Consider the following 17,752-nt stretch of genomic DNA (forward strand, 5'->3'; position numbering starts at 1 on the left):
CGCGCGCTAGCTTTTGAAAAAACATGTGAATAAAGTAACATGCTTAAAGCAAAGGAGAGAAAAAATGGAAACAAAAATCAATCGCTGGCTGATTCTGATCGCTTCGACCGCGGTATTGCTGTGTACGGGCGCTGTTTACGCCTTTAGTGTTTTTGCAGGACCTCTTAGTCAATTAAAAGGCTGGTCCATGGAAGAGATCATGTTAGCCTTTACCATCAATGCCGCAGTTGGCCCGATTACCATGATTTTGGGTGGTTTGCTGACAGACCGCGGAGCCGCTAGATGGGTCATCGCTGGTGGAGGCGTGTTGTTCGGAGCGGGCTTCTTCCTGACGGGATTGGTCAACTCACCCGCCATGTTGTACCTGACTTATGGAGTCTTTGCTGGTTTAGGGCAAGGCTTTGCCTATTCGGCTTGTTTAAGCAATACGATTCGGCTATTCCCGGATAAACGGGGACTGGCGTCGGGCTTGATCACAGCAGGTATGGGTGGGGCAGCGATTATTGCCGCACCGATTGCAAATCGTTTGATCGAATCACAAGATGTACTAGCAGCGTTTCGGATTTTAGGGATCGCCTATATCGTGATCGTCTTAGTGGCTAGTCTGTTTATTCGCAAGGCACCAGAAGATTATCGCCCAGCAGGTTGGCAACCAGCTGCGCAAGGGAAAAATGGCCCACAAATCAATCTGAATTGGTTGGACATGCTAAAGACCCCAACCTTCTACTTGATTATCGTTATGTTAGGTGCAGGGGCTTTCTCAGGTTTGATGATTGCTTCTAACGCATCAGTGATCGGGCAAAGTATGTTCGGTTTGACGGCAGCCGCCGCTGCTTTTTATGTCAGCTTGTACTCATTGAGCAACTGTTTTGGTCGTGTCCTTTGGGGCACCGTTTCTGATAAAATTGGTCGGACGAATACGTTGATGATCATCTATGGCGTGGTGGCATTGTCCTTATTCCTATTGACACTTGGTCAGACAACCGTGATCTTCACTGTCGGGATCATCGGTTTAGGACTGTGCTTCGGGGGCGTGATGGGGGTTTTCCCATCGATCGTTATGGAAAATTACGGACCGATCAATCAAGGAGTCAACTATGGAATCGTCTTTATTGGTTATTCTACGGCGGCATTCTTTGGGCCTAGAGTGGCAGCAGCAATCGCTGAAAGCAACCAAGGAGATTATACAAAAGCCTTTTATACAGCAATTTTCTTGGCGGTTTTTGGGCTCGTTCTCAACATTGGCTATGCGATGCTGAAAAAAGCCAAAAAGCCCGCACCTGTTATTAAATAACAATTCAACCAAAGCAGTCTTTTTGATAAAGGCTGCTTTTTTGGTGCCAAAGCCACTCTTTTTTCTTTTTTTAAAACAGAGGATTGGCGGATGAAGCAAAAGAGAAAACTGTTTTATAGCAAGAAATCATCTCGTTGAGTTCACTGTTTTTTCATCTTAACCCCCCATTTTTTAATAAATCGTGTTACAATAAAAAAAGGCTAATACGACGGAGGGATTAAATGACAATTCGTAAAGAACGACGCCGCTTAGAAAAGCGCTTGAAGCGCACACAATATACCCAAAAAAGTATTACGATGGCTACTACTTTAGTAGCGGGATCAACGTTTATCCCGACCTTAGGGCATGCGGCTGAAACGGCAACGACAGAAACTAGCAATGACCTCAAGGTCGTTGAACAAACAACAAACACGACACCAGAAACCGACAGCACACCGGTTGAGGAAACGACAGCATCGACGACAGCACCTGTTGTAACCGAAGAAACTTCGGAAACGACGGAGGAGTCAGGGACTAAAGCAGTCACTGAGGGATCAGAAACAGCGACGACAGAAAGCACAACAGTCGCTAGTGATGAAGTCTTAGAAGCAGATGAAGTACCATCAGCCCTTTCGGATTTGACCAGTCGGGCATTATTTTCACGGGCAACGATCGATCCGGCTGCCTTTATCAGTCAGATTTGCGGCTATGCAACGGAAGTAGCGGCAGCAAACGATCTGTATGCCTCTGTCATGATGGCACAAGCGATTTTGGAATCTGGCTGGGGCGCATCAACTTTGACGACCACGGCCAACAATATGTTTGGGATCAAAGGTAGCTATAATGGCCAATACGTGACAATGGATACCTATGAAGATGATGGTTCAGGCAATTATTATTTGATCAGCGCCAAGTTTCGGAAATACCCATCATTAAAAGAGTCTTTTGAAGACAATGCGTATGTGTTGCGCAACACGAGTTTTTCTAGCGGCAACTACTATTACAGCGGTGCGTGGAAAAGCAATACGACCTCTTACACGCAAGCGACCGCTTGGCTGCAAGGGCGGTATGCAACCGATACTTCTTATGCCAGCAAATTAAACAATTTGATCAGTACGTATAATTTAACGCAATATGACACTGGCAGCTCAAATGCAGGCGGCGGCAATAGCAATGAAACGATCGTCAGTGATGAAACAGCGATCAATCAGCAAATGAAAACCACGTCATCCATGAATATTCGTTCGGATGCCTCCACCAGTGCCTCTATCACTGGTTCGTTAGCAGCCAATACGACGTTTACGGCAACGGCGACCAAAACGGGCACCAGCGTCAACGGCAACACCACGTGGTATAAAATTTCTGGCAAAGGCTGGGTCAGCGGTGCATATTTGACGAAGGTTTCGACCGATGCTTCAAATAACAATAGCGGATCAGGCAACACCGGTTCTGACAATAGCAATTCTGGCACGACGATCAACAAAAAAATGAAGACGACGGAAGCGATGAATATTCGTTCCAGCGCTTCTACTAGCGGATCAGTGGTAGGATCACTTAGCAAAGGCACGACCTTTACAGCCACTTCTATGAAAACCGGCACATCAGTCAACGGCAACAAAAATTGGTACTATGTCTCTGGCAAAGGTTGGGTCAGCGGTGCCTACCTTACTGAAGTGACCAACAATAATGCTTCTGAAGCAGAAAAAGAAGACAACAGTTCAAGCATCAATCAAAAAATGAAGACGACGGCCGCATTGAATGTCCGCTCGGATGCTTCTACCAGCAGCCGTGTCGTGACGACGCTTGGTCAAGGGGTGACCGTTACCGTGACAGCGAAAAAGAACGGCACTTCAGTGGAAGGCAATAAAACGTGGTACTACGTTTCTGGCAAAGGTTGGGTCAGTGGTGCCTACTTGACAACAACCAGCAGCTCTTCCAATAACAGCGGTTCAACGACGACAAATCAGAAAATGAAAACCACCGAGATTTTAAATGTTCGTTCCGATGCTTCTACCAGCAGCAGTATTACTGGTTCTTTAAGTAAAGGGGCAACCGTCACGGTTACCGCAACAAAAACCGGGACGACCGTCAATGGCACGAACAAATGGTATTATGTTTCTGGCAAAGGCTGGGTCAGCGGTGCCTACTTGACAGCTGCTAGCAGTGGGTCTTCTAATACGAATACCAGCAGTAGTTCAACGAAGACGCACACGGTGAAATCAGGTGACAGCCTATGGTCACTGGCACAAAAATACAACACCAGCATCAGCCAAATCGCATCATGGAACAAGATCAACAGCAGCTATACGATCTATGTCGGGCAAAAGTTGATCGTTTCCAAATAATAAGCAAAAGCAACCGCGTGTATGCCATTGGCTCACGCGGTTTTTTATGCTGGATCAAGCGTTCACTAAGCTGCTAGCGGTTTATCAAGAAACTACTTGTTTTTCGTAAGCGCAATCAAACTATTTGGTCAATCATAGAACCCTGCGTTAGAATGAAAGAAGCAATAGAAATTGCTAGTTTTAAAAGAATTGCTTCAGAACCAGAACAATCGAAGCGTACACAAAATAAGGAGGATTTCACATGCACAACAGAAACCTAACGATTATTGGCAGTTACGACACTCGAACAGAAGTATTACCGGTTATTGAGCAATTGACAAACGAAGGCTATGGCAAAGACGATATCGTGCTGTATGCGAATCAAACAGTCATCGATCAATTTGGGTTAGAATCCATCGATGATGTGGAAGTGGAGCATGCTGCTAGTGAAGACGAAGATCGTTCGCTTTGGGAAAAAATCAAAGATGCGTTTTCTTTTGGCGATTCAGATCACAGAGACGATGAACATGATCCATTATACGGCTACCGAGATGACATCGAACGAGACAAACTCGTTGTCGGCGTCTACGATTATCAGCCGATGGACAAAATAACGGATCGTGCTGCAGATACTGAGCCAATCATCGATCAACCGTTACCAGGTGAAACAGCGATGCCCGATGAGTCCGTTCATCCAACACCGCGCATGGGAGACAGTGATATTGAAGCACCGATCCATGACCCGAATCATCTGCGAAACTTATAAGTAAAAGAATTTCTTAAGTAAAGGAACCATTAAAGCCAGAGGAACGAGCATCCGTCGCACCTGCCAACCCTTAGTGAAGGGATGGGCCCGCAGGTGATCGACCGTCGCCCTCGGGCTTTTTTTGTTGCGCAACGGGCATTCATGTCTTTGTCATCTTTGAAAATAAAACTTAATTTGTTGACGATTGCTTTTTTTTGTATAATATAAGAATGAGATAGATCATTGACGGAAGGTCCAACCATATTTTTGGGAAAGGATGGGGAGTGCGATGAAATTCAAGTTCAATATGCAGTCGGCATTAGTCAGTTGTTTTGTTGCGGTTTTTTTGAGTGTGGCGATCAATCAAGATGCCAATGCCTTTGTTGCCGCGCCCTTTGTTCGAGATTCTTCCAGTAGTTCCTCCGAGCCACCTTACCAGACCGCAAGCAGCAGTATCGAAGAAACCTCTGATTCCAGTCAGATTTTTTATGAAGCCAGTGTTAGTTCGTATACACCGTCTTCAACGACTAGTCGCTCGATCGAAGCGTCGACAAATGAAGGCACGTCTGTTTCTGTAAGCGAAGTAGAGACAGAGCCTAGCGTCAGTACTTCTGCAAGTAGCGAAAGCAGTTCGAGTACCGCGCCGAGTGGCGGCTCAACGACCACCAGCGATACCTCCAGCAGTAGCGCTAGCAGCAGTTCTTCAAGCTCTTCGTCTACGAGTTCGACCAGTACTACAACAAGCAGCTCCAGCAGTGAAACGACTGAACCGTCTTCGGAAACCTCCAATAGCGATGACGAAGCTGCGGAAGATACGAGTGAAAACGTTGATCTAACAGTCGAAGGGGTCAACTGATTCCAGTTTATAAGGAAAACCAGTCCAATCCAAAGGCACCATTTCAGCTAGGCTTTATGCCTAGCTTTTTTATTTGCTTGCGTGAAGGAGTCACGCCCGGCCATTGCCATAAACAGGCTTTTTCGTGGCTGTGTTGCCGTAAAGTCGCAGAAAGCAGCTATCCCTTTTGACTAGTGAAAAAAGCGACTACCCTCAGTCCTGCGTGTTTATTTCCTTCCTTCCTAAAAAAAGCTGCACTTGCAAGCATATCGTAAAGTGATTTTGAACAGTTTCGCTATAATAAGTGCGAGGAGGGGTGTTATGGGAAAGTATTTTAAGCACTTCGAAAAAATGATTAGTGTGATTGTTGATATTATGTTAGGACTGTTGGTTCTGTTGGTTTTGGTGGTGATGGCGGAAGCGATCTACAAAATCGTTGTCCATGTGATCCCGCTGCATGAAGTCAGTGATCTTTCCTTATTGATCGAAGAGATCGCGACATTGTTTATTTTACTGGAAATTATTTTGATGTTATTGCGTTACGTAAAAGAAGGTCACCATATTCCGGTGCGTTACTTGATTTTGATCAGTATTACAGCAATTTTAAGAGAGCTGCTTTTGGCACAAGGAAAAGGGTTAGAAACGCTCTTTTTGGCCTTAGCGATCTTGGTCTTGATCATTGTGCTGCAGGCGTTGGAAAAACTCAAAGCCTTTCATAGTTCTAAAGGACTGTAAAAAAAATCATCCGATTGGTTGACGAATGACTCGTCAAGGGATCGGATGATTTTTTAATTCTTCAAAAAGCACTCGGCTTTCTTGCTGCAGCCGCTTGCCGATATCTGTTTGCCCTACCGTTGTTCTTTCCGTTTGCCGCACGACGATTTTTTTCTGAGTGACGATGTCACGTCGCTGCTGGATGGCTTGCTGACGATCTGTAAAGGGTTGATGGGCTGCTAAGGTCATGCCGAAGGAATTTGACAACAGCGTGTAACCAGCAATGCCTGTGACGGATTGATAGGAGCGAGAGAGTCCCCCATCGATCACCAATAAACGACCATTTGCCTTGATGGGCGTCTCACCTTTACGGACTTTGACAGGGGTATGGCCATTGATGATGTGACCTGTCGGCGGCAGACCGAAGGCAGCTAGGACACGGCAGCAGAAGTCTTCGTTTTCCCTTAAAGAATAATAGGCATTTTTTTGTTCCGTATGGGTGTTGCGATCTGCTATAAAGTAGCGCTCAAAGGTTTTCATGGCTTTTTTGCCGAAGAGGGAAGAGCCTTCGCCGCACCAAAGATACCAGATCATATCGGTGGAAAGGTCTGTTTGCTTTTCTGGGTGGGCAAAGCTTTCCTGCAAACATTGCTGAAAAAAGTCCATCAACGCTTTGCCTGCTAAGGGCTGCTGCTGGAAAGTAAAGGCCAGGAAATCGCCGTTTTCCTGACAAGGCAGGCAGCCGTGATACAGCAGGTTGTCGTTGAAGCGCTGGTACAATGTGCCATGCTCAACTAAAAAGCGCATATGCGCAGCTAAACGGGGCGAGCGTTGAAATTGGCTCAGCAAATCTTGCAGTACCTCATGTTCTTCTGCTGTCAAACGGTAAGGATCATCAGGAGCTACTAGTTGAAAACAGCCGTTGATCAAAGGATAGGTCTGGTCTAGCTGGATTTGTTGCCGATCTTGAGACAAGCGATGCAACAAGCAGCGCTCTGCCATCGCAAATGCTGGTCGCCGCTGGATCACGGCTGCTTCGACTTTGAATTGGATGATGGCAAACGCCTGCTGCAAAAGCATGGCTGCTTTTTTTTGCTGGCTTGATAAAGGGTCCACTGTTTTTTGCGGATAAAAGCCTTCATTTTCTGAGTAATATTTTTGGCTAAAAGCCAGTGCTTTTGATAGATCGATCCCATAACCATCTTGTAATAATGCCAGATTGCCGTAGCGAGCAGCGATGCGGATCGTATTGGCCAAACAGGGCAACGAGCCGCAAAAGCTGCCGATCCACAAAATATCATGGTTGCCTAGCTGAATATCCAGTGAGGTCAAAGTCATCAAGCGATCGACGATTTTGTCTGGCGCTGGTCCGCGATCATAAATATCGCCTAAGACGTGGAGATGATCCACTACGAAGCGCTGAATCAAGTACGCCAGTTCTTGGCAAAAAAGCGGGGCTGCCTCTAATTCAATGATCTTATCAAAAATCGCCCGATAGTAAGCTTCTTTATTGAAGTCAGCATCATATTGGTACAACAGTTCTTCTAAGATATAAGCAAAAGAAGACGGCAGTGCTTTGCGTACTTTGGAACGTGTGTATTTACTGGAAGTAAAGCGGGCAACTTTCACTAGCTGTGCCATCTTTAAGCGCCAATCGGCAGGGGTCCATGCCTGTTCTTGTAATAGCTCCTCTGGATAATAAATGACAAAACAAAGTTCGGTCTGTTCTTCTTTCGTTAAGACGCCAGTAAACAAAATCTCGACTTTTTCTCGGATACTGCCAGAACCATTCCGCAAAATATGGTCAAAGGCATCGTATTCGCCATGCAGATCGCTGACAAAATGCTCGGTGGCTTTCGGCAGCTGCTGGATGGCTTCCAAGTTGATGATCTCGGTCAGGTTTGCCAAGGCGTCTTTATTGAACATGGGCCTGTTCTTTGGCTTGTTCTTCAATCAGCATCGCGCTTTCTTCAATGGAACGTTTGCTGACATCGATCACCGGAATGTTCAGCTTTTTGAACCATTCATTCGCGTAAGCTAATTCTGCTTCGATTCGTTCACAATTGGTGTAATGGGTCTCTTCTTTTAAGCCCAATGAATGCATTCGGGATCGCCGAATCTCGGTAAGGGATTCTGGATTCGTGGTCAAACCGACCATTTTCCGCGGGTCGACTTGGTGCACTTCGGCTGGCAAAGCAACTTCAGGAATCAAAGGCAGATTTGCCACTTTGTAGCCGCGGTTTGCCATGTATAAACTCAATGGTGTCTTCGAGGTTCGCGAAACCCCTAAGAGGACAAAGTCAGCATCGAGAAATCCCCGTGGGTCTTTGCCGTCGTCGTATTTCACCGCAAATTCCATCGCTGCCACCCGGCTGAAATATGCTTGGTTCAAGCGATGCAAGGCACCAGGCTCTTGGACGGCTTCTACACCGAATGTTTTTTCCAGCATCGTGGTCAAGGGCGACATAAAGTCGACATACTGCAAACCAGTCCGCTTGGCAAAGGCATCAACAAAGGCGACTAATTCTTTATTGACTAAGGTGGTAACGACGATCGATTTGTCTAGCAAGGCATCTTTGAGGATCTCGCCTAAGCTCTCTTCATCATTAGTAAAGGGAAAGAGCTGGATGTCTGAAAGGTCGATCGTGGGAAACTGCGCGGAAACGGCTGCGATCAGCTTTTGTGCCGTTTCGCCTACGGAATCTGAAATCAAATATATTCGAACGTTCTTCATTGTTTTTGCCCCCTAAAAGTGTGTGTTGTCACTGTCATTGCCTGCTTGAATAAAGTAATTCATCAGCCGTGTCTTCGTGATTTTGCCGATGACTTTTTTTGGTTCCTGCGGATCGACCACAGGCAAGGTATCGACTTCATGTCGCCCTAACAACGTACCAGCCGTCAAAATCGTTTCTTCGGCTGTGATGGTCACGATGTTTGGCATGCGAGTCATGATCATCGCTACAGGTGTTTTTTCTGGTGCGGCATTGCTGATCGCAAAGCGCAGTAGGTCTTTGCGGGAGAGGACCCCAATCAGCTCGTCTTGGTCATTTTTGACATAGAGGGAACCGACATCGTACATAAACAAAGTCGTGACCGCTTCATAAACGGAGACCGTTTGTGAGATCAGCAACGGTGGGATCATGACTTCTGCAACTTTGGTATAGTAGAGTTTTTCGAAAAGCAAAGGCTCAACGGTTTGTCCTGTATAGAAATAGCCGACTTTCGGTCGGGCGTCTAATAAACCGGTCATGGTCAAAATCGATAAGTCATTCCGCAAGGTTGCGCGGCTCAACCCCAACTGCTTCGCAATGGTCTCCCCACTGATCGGCTGATGCTCTTTGACGATTTCAATGATTTTCATTTGTCTTTGGCTTAATTCCAATGTGTCACCTTCTTTCTTTTATGTGCTATGCTATTGATTATATGATTTTCCGAATAAAAAGGCAATCCTTCTCTTTTAAAAAGGATAAATCCCTTAAAAGTTTTCTTTTTTCAGCTTGACGATTAAATGTGTCATGCTATATACTGCTAATTAATCGAAATAGTATATAACATTTAAAAGGAGGAACATGATGGAAAAAGCAGTCGTATGGTTTTCAGAAGGCACAAAAGAGCAAAAAGCACTATTAGGCGGGAAAGGGGCAAATCTTGCGGAGATGACCAATTTGGGTTTGCCTGTTCCCCAGGGATTTATCGTCCCTGCGACTATTTGCCTGACCTATTTAGAAGAACAGGTTCTTCCTGAGGCGATCATCAAGCAAGTCAAAGCTGCCATCGAAGAATTGGCAGTCCGCAGGAACAAAACATTTGGCGGACTGCAGTCGCCGTTGTTGGTTTCTGTCCGCAGTGGGGCTAAGTTTTCCATGCCAGGGATGATGGATACGATCTTAAACCTTGGGTTGAATGATGAAACCGTCCAAGGCTTGGCTCAGCAGACGGGGGACCCCGTTTTTGCTTATGATTGTTACCGCCGTTTGATCCAAATGTATGGGGATGTGGTGAAAGGTGTAGCAAAAGAGCACTTTGAAGCCTACTTGACAGATTATAAGAAACAGCAGAATTATGCGTCAGACCAAATGATGACCGGCAATGATTGGCAAATGATCTGCCGCGTGTTTCAAAGTATTTATATGGAACATACTCAAGAAGCGTTTCCGCAAGACCCGTTTCAGCAATTGTTGGCAGCCATCACGGCGGTTTTTCGCTCATGGAACAACCCACGGGCAAAGACCTACCGATCTCTCCATCGCATCCCTGACGATCTAGGGACTGCCGTAACGATTCAAGAAATGGTGTTTGGTAACAGCGGGATAAATAGCGGGACGGGTGTCGCCTTCACCCGCAATCCAGCAACTGGGGAACCGGGACTTTTCGGCGAATTTTTAGTGTGTGCCCAAGGGGAAGATGTGGTTGCAGGGATTCGTACACCGCAACCGATCCAATCGTTGGCACAGCAGCATCCCATGATCTATCAGGAATTAAAGCAACTGGCTGAGCGTTTGGAGGATCACTATCAAGACATGCAAGACATTGAGTTTACCATCGATGACGGCCAGCTGTTTGTCTTGCAAACAAGAAACGGCAAACGAACCGCCGCTGCCGCAGCGCAAATCGCAACGGATATGGTCGCAGAAGGTCGGATCACTATTAGGCAAGCACTAGATCGCATCACACCAGAAATGATCGATCAATTGCTGCACCCGTTATTTGCCCCCGAAGCCTTACAGCAAGCCAAAGCCTTTGCGCAGGGCTTGCCGGCTAGTCCAGGAGCAGCTTCAGGCCATGTCTATTTCACTGCAGAGGCGGCGGAAAAAGCCAGCCGCGCAGGAGAAAAAGTCCTGTTGCTGCGGCAGGAAACCTCACCTGAAGATATTGAAGGCATGGTGGTGAGTGAAGCGATCATTACCGCTCGTGGGGGGATGACTTCGCATGCGGCGGTGGTCGCCCGTGGTCTGGGGGTCTGCTGTGTGGTAGGGTGCGAGGCATTAAGTGTCGATGTATTTTTGAAGCAGGCTCGCTGTGGTGAGCTGCTGATTGAAGAAGGTGACGTGCTTTCGGTAGACGGCAGCACTGGCAAACTGTATCAAGGGCAGCTGCCTATGACCAGTGTCCAGGAGCGTGTCTTGCTGGATCAGCTTTTGACGTGGGCACAAGCCCAGGCAGATCTAAAGGTTTACGCAAATGCGGAAACGAAAAATGACATTGAGGCTGCGCTGGCCTTTGGGGCAGCGGGCATCGGTCTGGCACGGACGGAGCATATGTTTTTTGGGGAAGAGCGTTTGTGGAAAATGCGGGAAGTCATTTTGGCGGAAACGAAGGCGGAACGATTGAAGGCGTTGGCTGAGATCAAGGCTTATCAAAAAGCCGATTTCCAAGAAATGCTGCAGGCCGCGCAAGGAAAGAAGTGCACGATTCGTTTATTAGATCCACCACTTCATGAATTTTTGCCCCATGAGCATGAACGCCTTGAAATGGCTCGCCGTAGTCAAAAATCATTGGCAGTGATCGAGCGGCGAATTGACGAGCTGCAAGAGGTCAATCCCATGATGGGGCATCGCGGCAGCCGTTTAGGACTGAGCTATCCAGAAATTTATGAAATGCAAACAGCGGCGATTTGTGAAGCGGCTGTGGAATTGCGGCAGCAAGGAGTCGAGGTAGAGGCGGCGATCTTATTGCCCCTGATCAGTTTGCCCGCAGAGCTGTTGGTGTTGAAAGCGACGTTGACACAGGTGATCGCTCAAGCAGAAGCAACCCTGCAGCAACCGTTGCACATCGAGATCGGCATGATGATCGAAACACCTAGAGCGTGCTTGATCGCTGGGGAGTGTGCTGAAGATGCTGCGTTCTTTAGTTTTGGTACCAATGACTTGACCCAAATGACCTTTGGCTTTTCGCGGGATGATGCAGGCAGCTTTATTCAAGCCTATTTGCAGTCGGGGATCTTACAAGAAGATCCTTACCAGCACTTAGATCAGGCGGGTGTTGGCACGTTGATGCGCCAAGCGATCACTGGCGTAAGAGATCGTCATCCAGAGCACTCGATCGGTGTTTGTGGCGAAGTCGGCAGCGATCCCTATTCCATTGCATTTTTGCGAGAGATCGGCATCGACTATGTTTCTTGCTCCCCATACCGAATCCCTGCTGCCTGGTTAGCGATCGCCCAATCAGCCCCCATCATCGAAGAGGCGTCAGTGGGCTCCCGCTAAAATAGGAGAAAAAAATACACCGCAGTCCACTAGCAAGGCTCGCCTGCTTGGTGGATTACGGTGTGTTCGTGCAGCGTCGTTCTTACAGGGGCTGATCCGTTTTTTGAATCGCGGGTTTGCGTCCTTTTAAATACCAAGTGATCCCAATGACATGGGCGAGGTAGATGGCAGCGAGGACGAAACGTACCAGCAGATTAGGGATCAATAGTGCAGGAATGGCAAAGACTACCAGCATCATGGCAAACATCCGAACCATTCCCTTGGTGCTCAGCTGTTTTTGTACGAGTGGTTTTTCAATGTATTTTTGATAATTTTCTGATTGAACCAAGCGTTGATAATAGGTATCGGAACTCCGCAGCCAGAAATAAGCCGTCAGCAAGTAAAAGACCGTTGTGGGTAAGAAAGGTAAAAAGATTCCTAAAGTACCTAGACCGAATGTCAGTGATCCACAAAGAAAAAATAGTGTTTTTTTCAAAAGTAACCCTCCTTATTTGGGTGTTTCGTGTCTTACCCTCAGTATAACGGAGGAGGGGCAGCTTGAACATGCGTTTTGTGTTTTTCCCCGTTTTTTAGCGGCAATAAGAGTTTTTCTTCCCCATACTCCTGCTTTTTTGATAGACTAGAAACAACACAAAGGGGGAAGCAGCATGGAAACGATTGAATTGAATACCGGCATTCAGATTCCAGTGATCGGCAGTGGGACGAATACATTTGGGAAAGAAAACCGAGAATACCAAGGTGCGATCAATGATGATACGACAGAGCTGTTGACTGCCATCAAGCTTGGGTATCGGCATTTTGATACGGCGATTTCTTACCGCAACGAAGCCGTGGTAGGCAAAGCCATCAAGGAAAGCGGGATCGACCGCAGCGAATTTTTCCTGACTTCTAAGATTCCTGGCAAACCAGAGCATACGCAAGATGCAGCTGCCGTGAAAGCGTCTGTCGAAGCGAGTTTAGCAGCCTCGCAGACGGAATCGATCGATCTTTATTTGATCCATCATCCGTGGGACAACTTGGCAGAGATCGCAGCTGTCTGGGCGGTTCTTGAGGCTTATGTCGATAAAGGAGTCTTAAAAGCGATCGGGGTGTCCAATTTCCAAGAAGAAGAACTTAGCTATTTATTGGCAAACAGTCGGATCAAACCAGCGGTCAATCAGATCGAATCGCATCCAGGCAAGTGGAACGATGCGATCATCGCCTATTCCTTAGCCAATCAGGTAGTTCCAGAAGCCTGGGGGCCACTTTCACGGATTTCAGAAGCGGCTCGGGAAACCTTGACCCAAATCGGTGAAGCGTATCAAAAAACCTGGAGCCAAGTGGTCTTGCGTTACCAAATCGAGCGTGGGGTGATCGTGATTCCGAAATCCCATTCAGAAAAACATCAAGCCGAAAATTTAGCGCTCTTTGATTTCGCTTTGACGACGGAAGAAAAAGCCGTCATCAAAGAATTATAGGCAATAAAAAGCAGTCCATTAAAGGGGCCCCTACAGCCAGTGCGGAAACTTCCGTGCTGGCTATTTTTATGCAGTCGCAACGCTCCTTCATGACTGAGGAGCTTTTCTATTCGTTAGATCAGCAACCGTAAGCCTTAGCAAAAAAGAAAATGCGCTTGCAGCCGTTTCTGCCAATGAACCCTCTTAATCATTCAAAGAAATAACCGATTATCCTTACTAAGGGTCGTCTACGGACGAGTCTTCATTGGATCGTGTGAAATTGGAAATGAAGGAGTGGCACAGTTGTGAAAAAAAGAAAAAAGACGATAGGAATTTATGTGATGATCACCTTGATGCTGGTTGCGGGGATCCCGATCATTGTCATGCTGACAAGTTCCTATTTAACCACCAAGAACTTATTGATTGAACGAAATGATTTGAACAAAGAAAGTGCCGTCAATTTGATCTTGGCGGAAGAAAAGAGTTTGCGCCGATCGACGGAAAGCAAATTGAAGTCAATGGCTGAACTGCCAGCGATGAAAACAGAATTCAGCATGGGGCGCATCCGTTCAGATCTTTCTTTAGCGATTGCTGGGAGCAACAGCTTCTTAGCGGTGACTTTTGGGACAGAAGATGATGAGTATGTGACCTTCAATCCCTTACCAGATGATTATAAGCCTACGATTCGGCCATGGTACAAAGGGGCCGTAAAAGCCGAAGGAGAAGTGTATTGGACAGCACCTTATTTAGATACAGTGTCGAATCAATTTGTGACGTCGGCTTCGATCAGGGTCAAAAACTCCCATAATCAAGTGGGGGTTTTAAGCGTCGATGTTTCCTATGAAAGCATTCAAAACATCTTGTCTTCCTTTACCGTAGGGCGGACTGGGAATGTCACCTTAGTTTCAGAATCTGGGGTCATCGTGACCTCAAAAAACACCAAACAAATCGGTAAGAATATCAAAGAAGAAGAAGTATTCCAAAAAATCAAAGAAGCTAAAAACCCGACAGGCATGGTTGGCTTAGGCGACTCGAATAAAGTCAACGATGTGTTGTATGACAAGTCTGCTGATTCCAATGTTTGGGCGTACTCCGAAGTCAAAGCTAGTGATCTAGACAAAGAGTTAGGGGCGTTAGTCCGCACCACCATTATCGTTACGATCTTGATGCTGCTCTTTGTAGGACTGGTTTCTTATGCCGCGATCAAAGTAGTCGCAGCGATCATCGATTGCTTCAATCGTTACTTTAGAAAAGTCGGTGAAGGCAAACTAGAGAAGATGAGCAAAACCAAAAGAGCCAAAGGCGAAAAATGGACATGGGATCAATTGGCACGCCGAGTTGTATATCCAGACAAAGCAGGCAATGAGATCCAGCAAATGGCGGACAATTACAATGTGATGATCGAAGGCACGGGTGCATTGATCCAAAAAGTACAAAAAGAAAGCAACAGTGTCGCAGGAATGTCGGATTCTTTATTAGAATTGTCAAAACAAACCAATATTGCGACAGAAGAAGTCTCTCAAACAATTACAGGGATAGCTGAAGTGACCGGTGCGCAAGCCCAAGAAACAGAATACAGCGTGTCACAAATGCAAAATCTGTCGCAAGTCGTGAAAGAATTACGAGAAAATGTTGGCGGCATGAGCAGCAAGTCACAAGAATCTACGAAGATCAATCAAGAAAACTTAACGATCATGGATCAAGTCGATGACAGCTGGCGACAAGAGTTGGCACAGATGGAGCGTTTGATGTCGAACATGACGGGAATGAATGATAGTATCCAAAACATCAACTCGATCATTGGGGTCATCAACGATATTTCTTACCAAACCAACTTGCTAGCCTTGAATGCATCGATCGAAGCCGCGAGTGCAGGTGAGTCGGGCAAAGGCTTTGCCGTCGTGGCTGCTGAGATCCGTAAATTGGCGGAACAAAGCAAGGCTTCTACCAAAGAGATCGAAGCGATCATTGAAGAAATTCGTGAGCAGTCTAGTCAAATGGTCAAACAAACGTCGGCGTCTGTCAAAGGCGGCGTTCGCCAAACCAACTTGATCAAAGAAGCGATCTCGTCTTCAAAAGAAGTTTTCCAACGCAGCAGCTATATGATCGAAGGCATCCATCATATTGAAGCAGCCAGTGCCCGTATCGAAAACATTCAAAACAGTGTACTGGAAAACTTAGAAAACATTTCCGCATCAACGGAAGAAAATGCCGCTGGTACACAAGAAGTTTCCGCAAATGCAGAAGAAGTCTTGGCAACCATGGATGAATTTACCAACCATGTGGCAGATCTCAGAGACATTGCAGAAGAGTTGAAGCGATTGACCAATCGGTTTGAAGTGGAAAAATAAACCAAGCAAAAAATCACTCATCAGCTATTCGCAAGAATGGCTCGTGGGTGATTTTTGTTTAGTGAATAGGAGACTGCAATAAAGCCAAGACGGATATTGGTCGTCTTGGCTTTTCATAATGATATTTATAAAACTGTATTATGGGCTATTGTGCCGTTTCAGTCCGCTGAATGATCATCTCCACGCGGCGGTTTTCCGAGCGGCCTTGGGGGGTGTTGTTATCGGCCTTCGGTTCGGTATCGGCAAAGGCTTGGATGGCAGCATTTTTTTCTAAAACAGCGCCTTTGCTGATGAAGTACTCCATAACGGTAATGGCCCGAGCGGAACTAAGATCCCAGTTAGATTGGTAGCGGCCATTGCCTTTTTCAGGTACGTTATCGGTATGCCCAGCGATCACGATTTTGTTGGCTTTTAATTTTTTTAGTGAGTCCGATAGCAGATCCAGTGACTGACGAGTGGTGTCCGTGATCTCGGCGCTGCCAGAGGCAAACAAGATACTGCTGGCAAGCGTGATATGCAAGCCATCGGATTCCAAGCGGACTTCTGTCTGCTCTTTTAAGCCAGAAGCTGCCAGCTCTTGTGACAGCTGGTCGCTGATTTTTTCTAGTTGCTGATTTTCCAGTTGGGTCCGAACCGCTGCTTCTTGCGCTTGTGCTTCGGCAGAAGTGGCGGCTTTTTTTCGCGGCGTGGTCTCGCCCATATCGATCACCGACCCAATCACAGATGAATTGCTGTGGTGGCTGGAAAGGATGGTGCCAAATTCGCTTTTGATTTCTTGGAACTTCTCATCATCGACTTTCGCCATGGCAAACATGACGATGAACAAAGCCAGCAGCAAGGTCAACATATCCGAGTAAGGCAAAAGCCACGCTTCGTCTACATGTTCTTCATGTTTCTTTTTTCGCTTCATGTCGCTTCACCCTTTATAATTGTTCTTGCCGTTTTTTCGGATCGATCAAGCTGTATAATTTTTTCTCAATGCTTTTCGGCGATTGCCCGGCTTGGATCGCTAAGACCCCTTCCACGATGATCGACATCATTTGGACCTCTTGCTCCGATTTCAAGGTCAGTCGTGAGCTAAAGGGAATGAACAGGACATAGCCGAAGAAAATACCATAAAGGGTCGCCACGAAAGCCGCCGAGATCATGTGCCCCAGTGCTTCTACATCTTCTAAATTACCTAGCGCCCCAATCAGCCCGATCACGGCTCCTAACACCCCTAAGGTCGGGGAACTCGTGCCGGCGGTTTTAAAAATAGCCGAGCCGATGCGATGCCGTTCTTCGATCCCATAGATCTCATTCTCCATGATTTCTTGGATCTGTTCGGCGGCAATGCCATCAACCACCATTTCCAAACCCTTTTTTAAAAAAGGATCTTCTAAGTTTTGGATGGCACCTTCAAGAGATAACAAACCATCGCGCCGGGCTTGGTTGGCTAATTCAACGATGGTATTGATGGTTGTTTTTAAGTCGTATTCTTTATTTTTCAGCAGAACGCCGAAGATCTTCGGGATTTTTTTGATATCACTGCTGGGAAATGAATTGATAACGGCTGCGATCACACCAACGAAAATGATGATCGCGGCTGCCGGATTGATCAAAACGGCCACATTGGCACCTTTTACAATCATCCCAACCACCACAGATATCAATCCTAAAATAATACCGATCAGCAAGAAAAAATCCATTTGTTGCGTCCTCCTAAATTCTATTTCCAGGTTTTAAACCCTCATTTATTTTATCGGTGAATTAAAATCATTCTTAATAGCAAAAAAAAATAATCCTAAAAATAACTAAAATAAATTTTCAGCTTCTTCTTTTTTTGTTGTTTTTTGGGCAAGTGGCGGCAAATTTTTGAAATGGTACAA

14 protein-coding genes are annotated in these 17,752 nt (G+C 46.4%); 8 read left to right on the forward strand and 6 right to left on the reverse strand.

Annotated elements, in window-relative coordinates:
* Positions 1-64: 64 nt before the first annotated feature.
* The 5 genes from A5867_RS01185 to A5867_RS01210 all read left to right on the forward strand — a co-directional run bounded on the left by A5867_RS01185 (position 65) and on the right by A5867_RS01210 (position 5,912).
* Positions 65-1,294, forward strand: a complete 1,230-nt coding sequence (locus tag A5867_RS01185) for an OFA family MFS transporter (RefSeq protein ID WP_005226552.1) — start codon at positions 65-67, stop codon at positions 1,292-1,294.
* Between the two features lie 221 nt (positions 1,295-1,515).
* The gene (locus A5867_RS01190; protein ID WP_087626703.1) at positions 1,516-3,618 is read left to right on the forward strand and encodes an SH3 domain-containing protein; all 2,103 of its coding nucleotides are present in this window, start codon (positions 1,516-1,518) and stop codon (positions 3,616-3,618) included.
* Positions 3,619-3,859: 241 nt separating this feature from the next.
* Positions 3,860-4,363: a general stress protein gene (locus A5867_RS01195; protein ID WP_010748525.1), complete on the forward strand. Its 504-nt coding sequence runs from the start codon at positions 3,860-3,862 to the stop codon at positions 4,361-4,363.
* Between the two features lie 268 nt (positions 4,364-4,631).
* Complete coding sequence (locus A5867_RS01205; RefSeq protein WP_015508723.1) at positions 4,632-5,198, forward strand: hypothetical protein; 567 nt, start codon at positions 4,632-4,634, stop codon at positions 5,196-5,198.
* Between the two features lie 300 nt (positions 5,199-5,498).
* Entirely contained in the window at positions 5,499-5,912 is a 414-nt protein-coding gene (locus A5867_RS01210; protein WP_010748527.1) for a phosphate-starvation-inducible PsiE family protein, read from the forward strand.
* Positions 5,913-5,945: 33 nt separating this feature from the next.
* Here A5867_RS01210 and A5867_RS01215 read toward each other — a convergent pair whose 3' ends face one another.
* Genes A5867_RS01215 through A5867_RS01225 form a run of 3 tightly spaced genes read right to left on the reverse strand, consistent with a single transcriptional unit; the run spans position 5,946 to position 9,273 of the window.
* The gene (locus A5867_RS01215; RefSeq protein WP_087626704.1) at positions 5,946-7,817 is read right to left on the reverse strand and encodes a fructose-1,6-bisphosphatase; all 1,872 of its coding nucleotides are present in this window, start codon (positions 7,815-7,817) and stop codon (positions 5,946-5,948) included.
* On the reverse strand, positions 7,807-8,625 hold the full coding sequence (locus tag A5867_RS01220; protein ID WP_005226564.1) for a pyruvate, water dikinase regulatory protein: 819 nt from the start codon (positions 8,623-8,625) through the stop codon (positions 7,807-7,809). The genes A5867_RS01215 and A5867_RS01220 overlap by 11 nt, the downstream gene beginning before the upstream one ends.
* 12 nt (positions 8,626-8,637) lie before the next feature.
* Positions 8,638-9,273 (reverse strand): helix-turn-helix transcriptional regulator, encoded by a 636-nt coding sequence (locus A5867_RS01225; protein ID WP_087626705.1) that lies wholly within the window; start codon positions 9,271-9,273, stop codon positions 8,638-8,640.
* A 190-nt stretch (positions 9,274-9,463) separates the two neighbouring features.
* Between A5867_RS01225 and ppdK the strand changes: the two genes are divergently transcribed.
* Positions 9,464-12,097: a pyruvate, phosphate dikinase gene (gene ppdK / locus A5867_RS01230; protein WP_087626706.1), complete on the forward strand. Its 2,634-nt coding sequence runs from the start codon at positions 9,464-9,466 to the stop codon at positions 12,095-12,097.
* Between the two features lie 82 nt (positions 12,098-12,179).
* On the opposite strand, the gene A5867_RS01235 is transcribed toward ppdK, so the two are convergent.
* A complete protein-coding gene (locus A5867_RS01235) occupies positions 12,180-12,572 on the reverse strand; it encodes a YbaN family protein (protein ID WP_005226569.1) in 393 nt (130 codons plus the stop codon).
* Positions 12,573-12,744: 172 nt separating this feature from the next.
* Here A5867_RS01235 and A5867_RS01240 point away from each other — a divergent pair, with 172 nt between their 5' ends.
* Entirely contained in the window at positions 12,745-13,554 is an 810-nt protein-coding gene (locus tag A5867_RS01240) for an aldo/keto reductase (RefSeq protein ID WP_087626707.1), read from the forward strand.
* Between the two features lie 284 nt (positions 13,555-13,838).
* Complete coding sequence (locus A5867_RS01245) at positions 13,839-15,884, forward strand: methyl-accepting chemotaxis protein (protein WP_005226571.1); 2,046 nt, start codon at positions 13,839-13,841, stop codon at positions 15,882-15,884.
* Positions 15,885-16,029: 145 nt separating this feature from the next.
* Here A5867_RS01245 and A5867_RS01250 read toward each other — a convergent pair whose 3' ends face one another.
* Positions 16,030-16,794: a flagellar motor protein MotB gene (locus tag A5867_RS01250; RefSeq protein ID WP_015508728.1), complete on the reverse strand. Its 765-nt coding sequence runs from the start codon at positions 16,792-16,794 to the stop codon at positions 16,030-16,032.
* A gap of 13 nt (positions 16,795-16,807) precedes the next feature.
* Entirely contained in the window at positions 16,808-17,572 is a 765-nt protein-coding gene (gene motA, locus A5867_RS01255) for a flagellar motor stator protein MotA (protein ID WP_005232810.1), read from the reverse strand.
* Between the last annotated feature and the right edge of the window lie 180 nt (positions 17,573-17,752).

Source organism: Enterococcus sp. 6D12_DIV0197 (assembly GCF_002174385.1).
GTDB classification, from domain to species: Bacteria; Bacillota; Bacilli; order Lactobacillales; family Enterococcaceae; genus Enterococcus_D; species Enterococcus_D casseliflavus.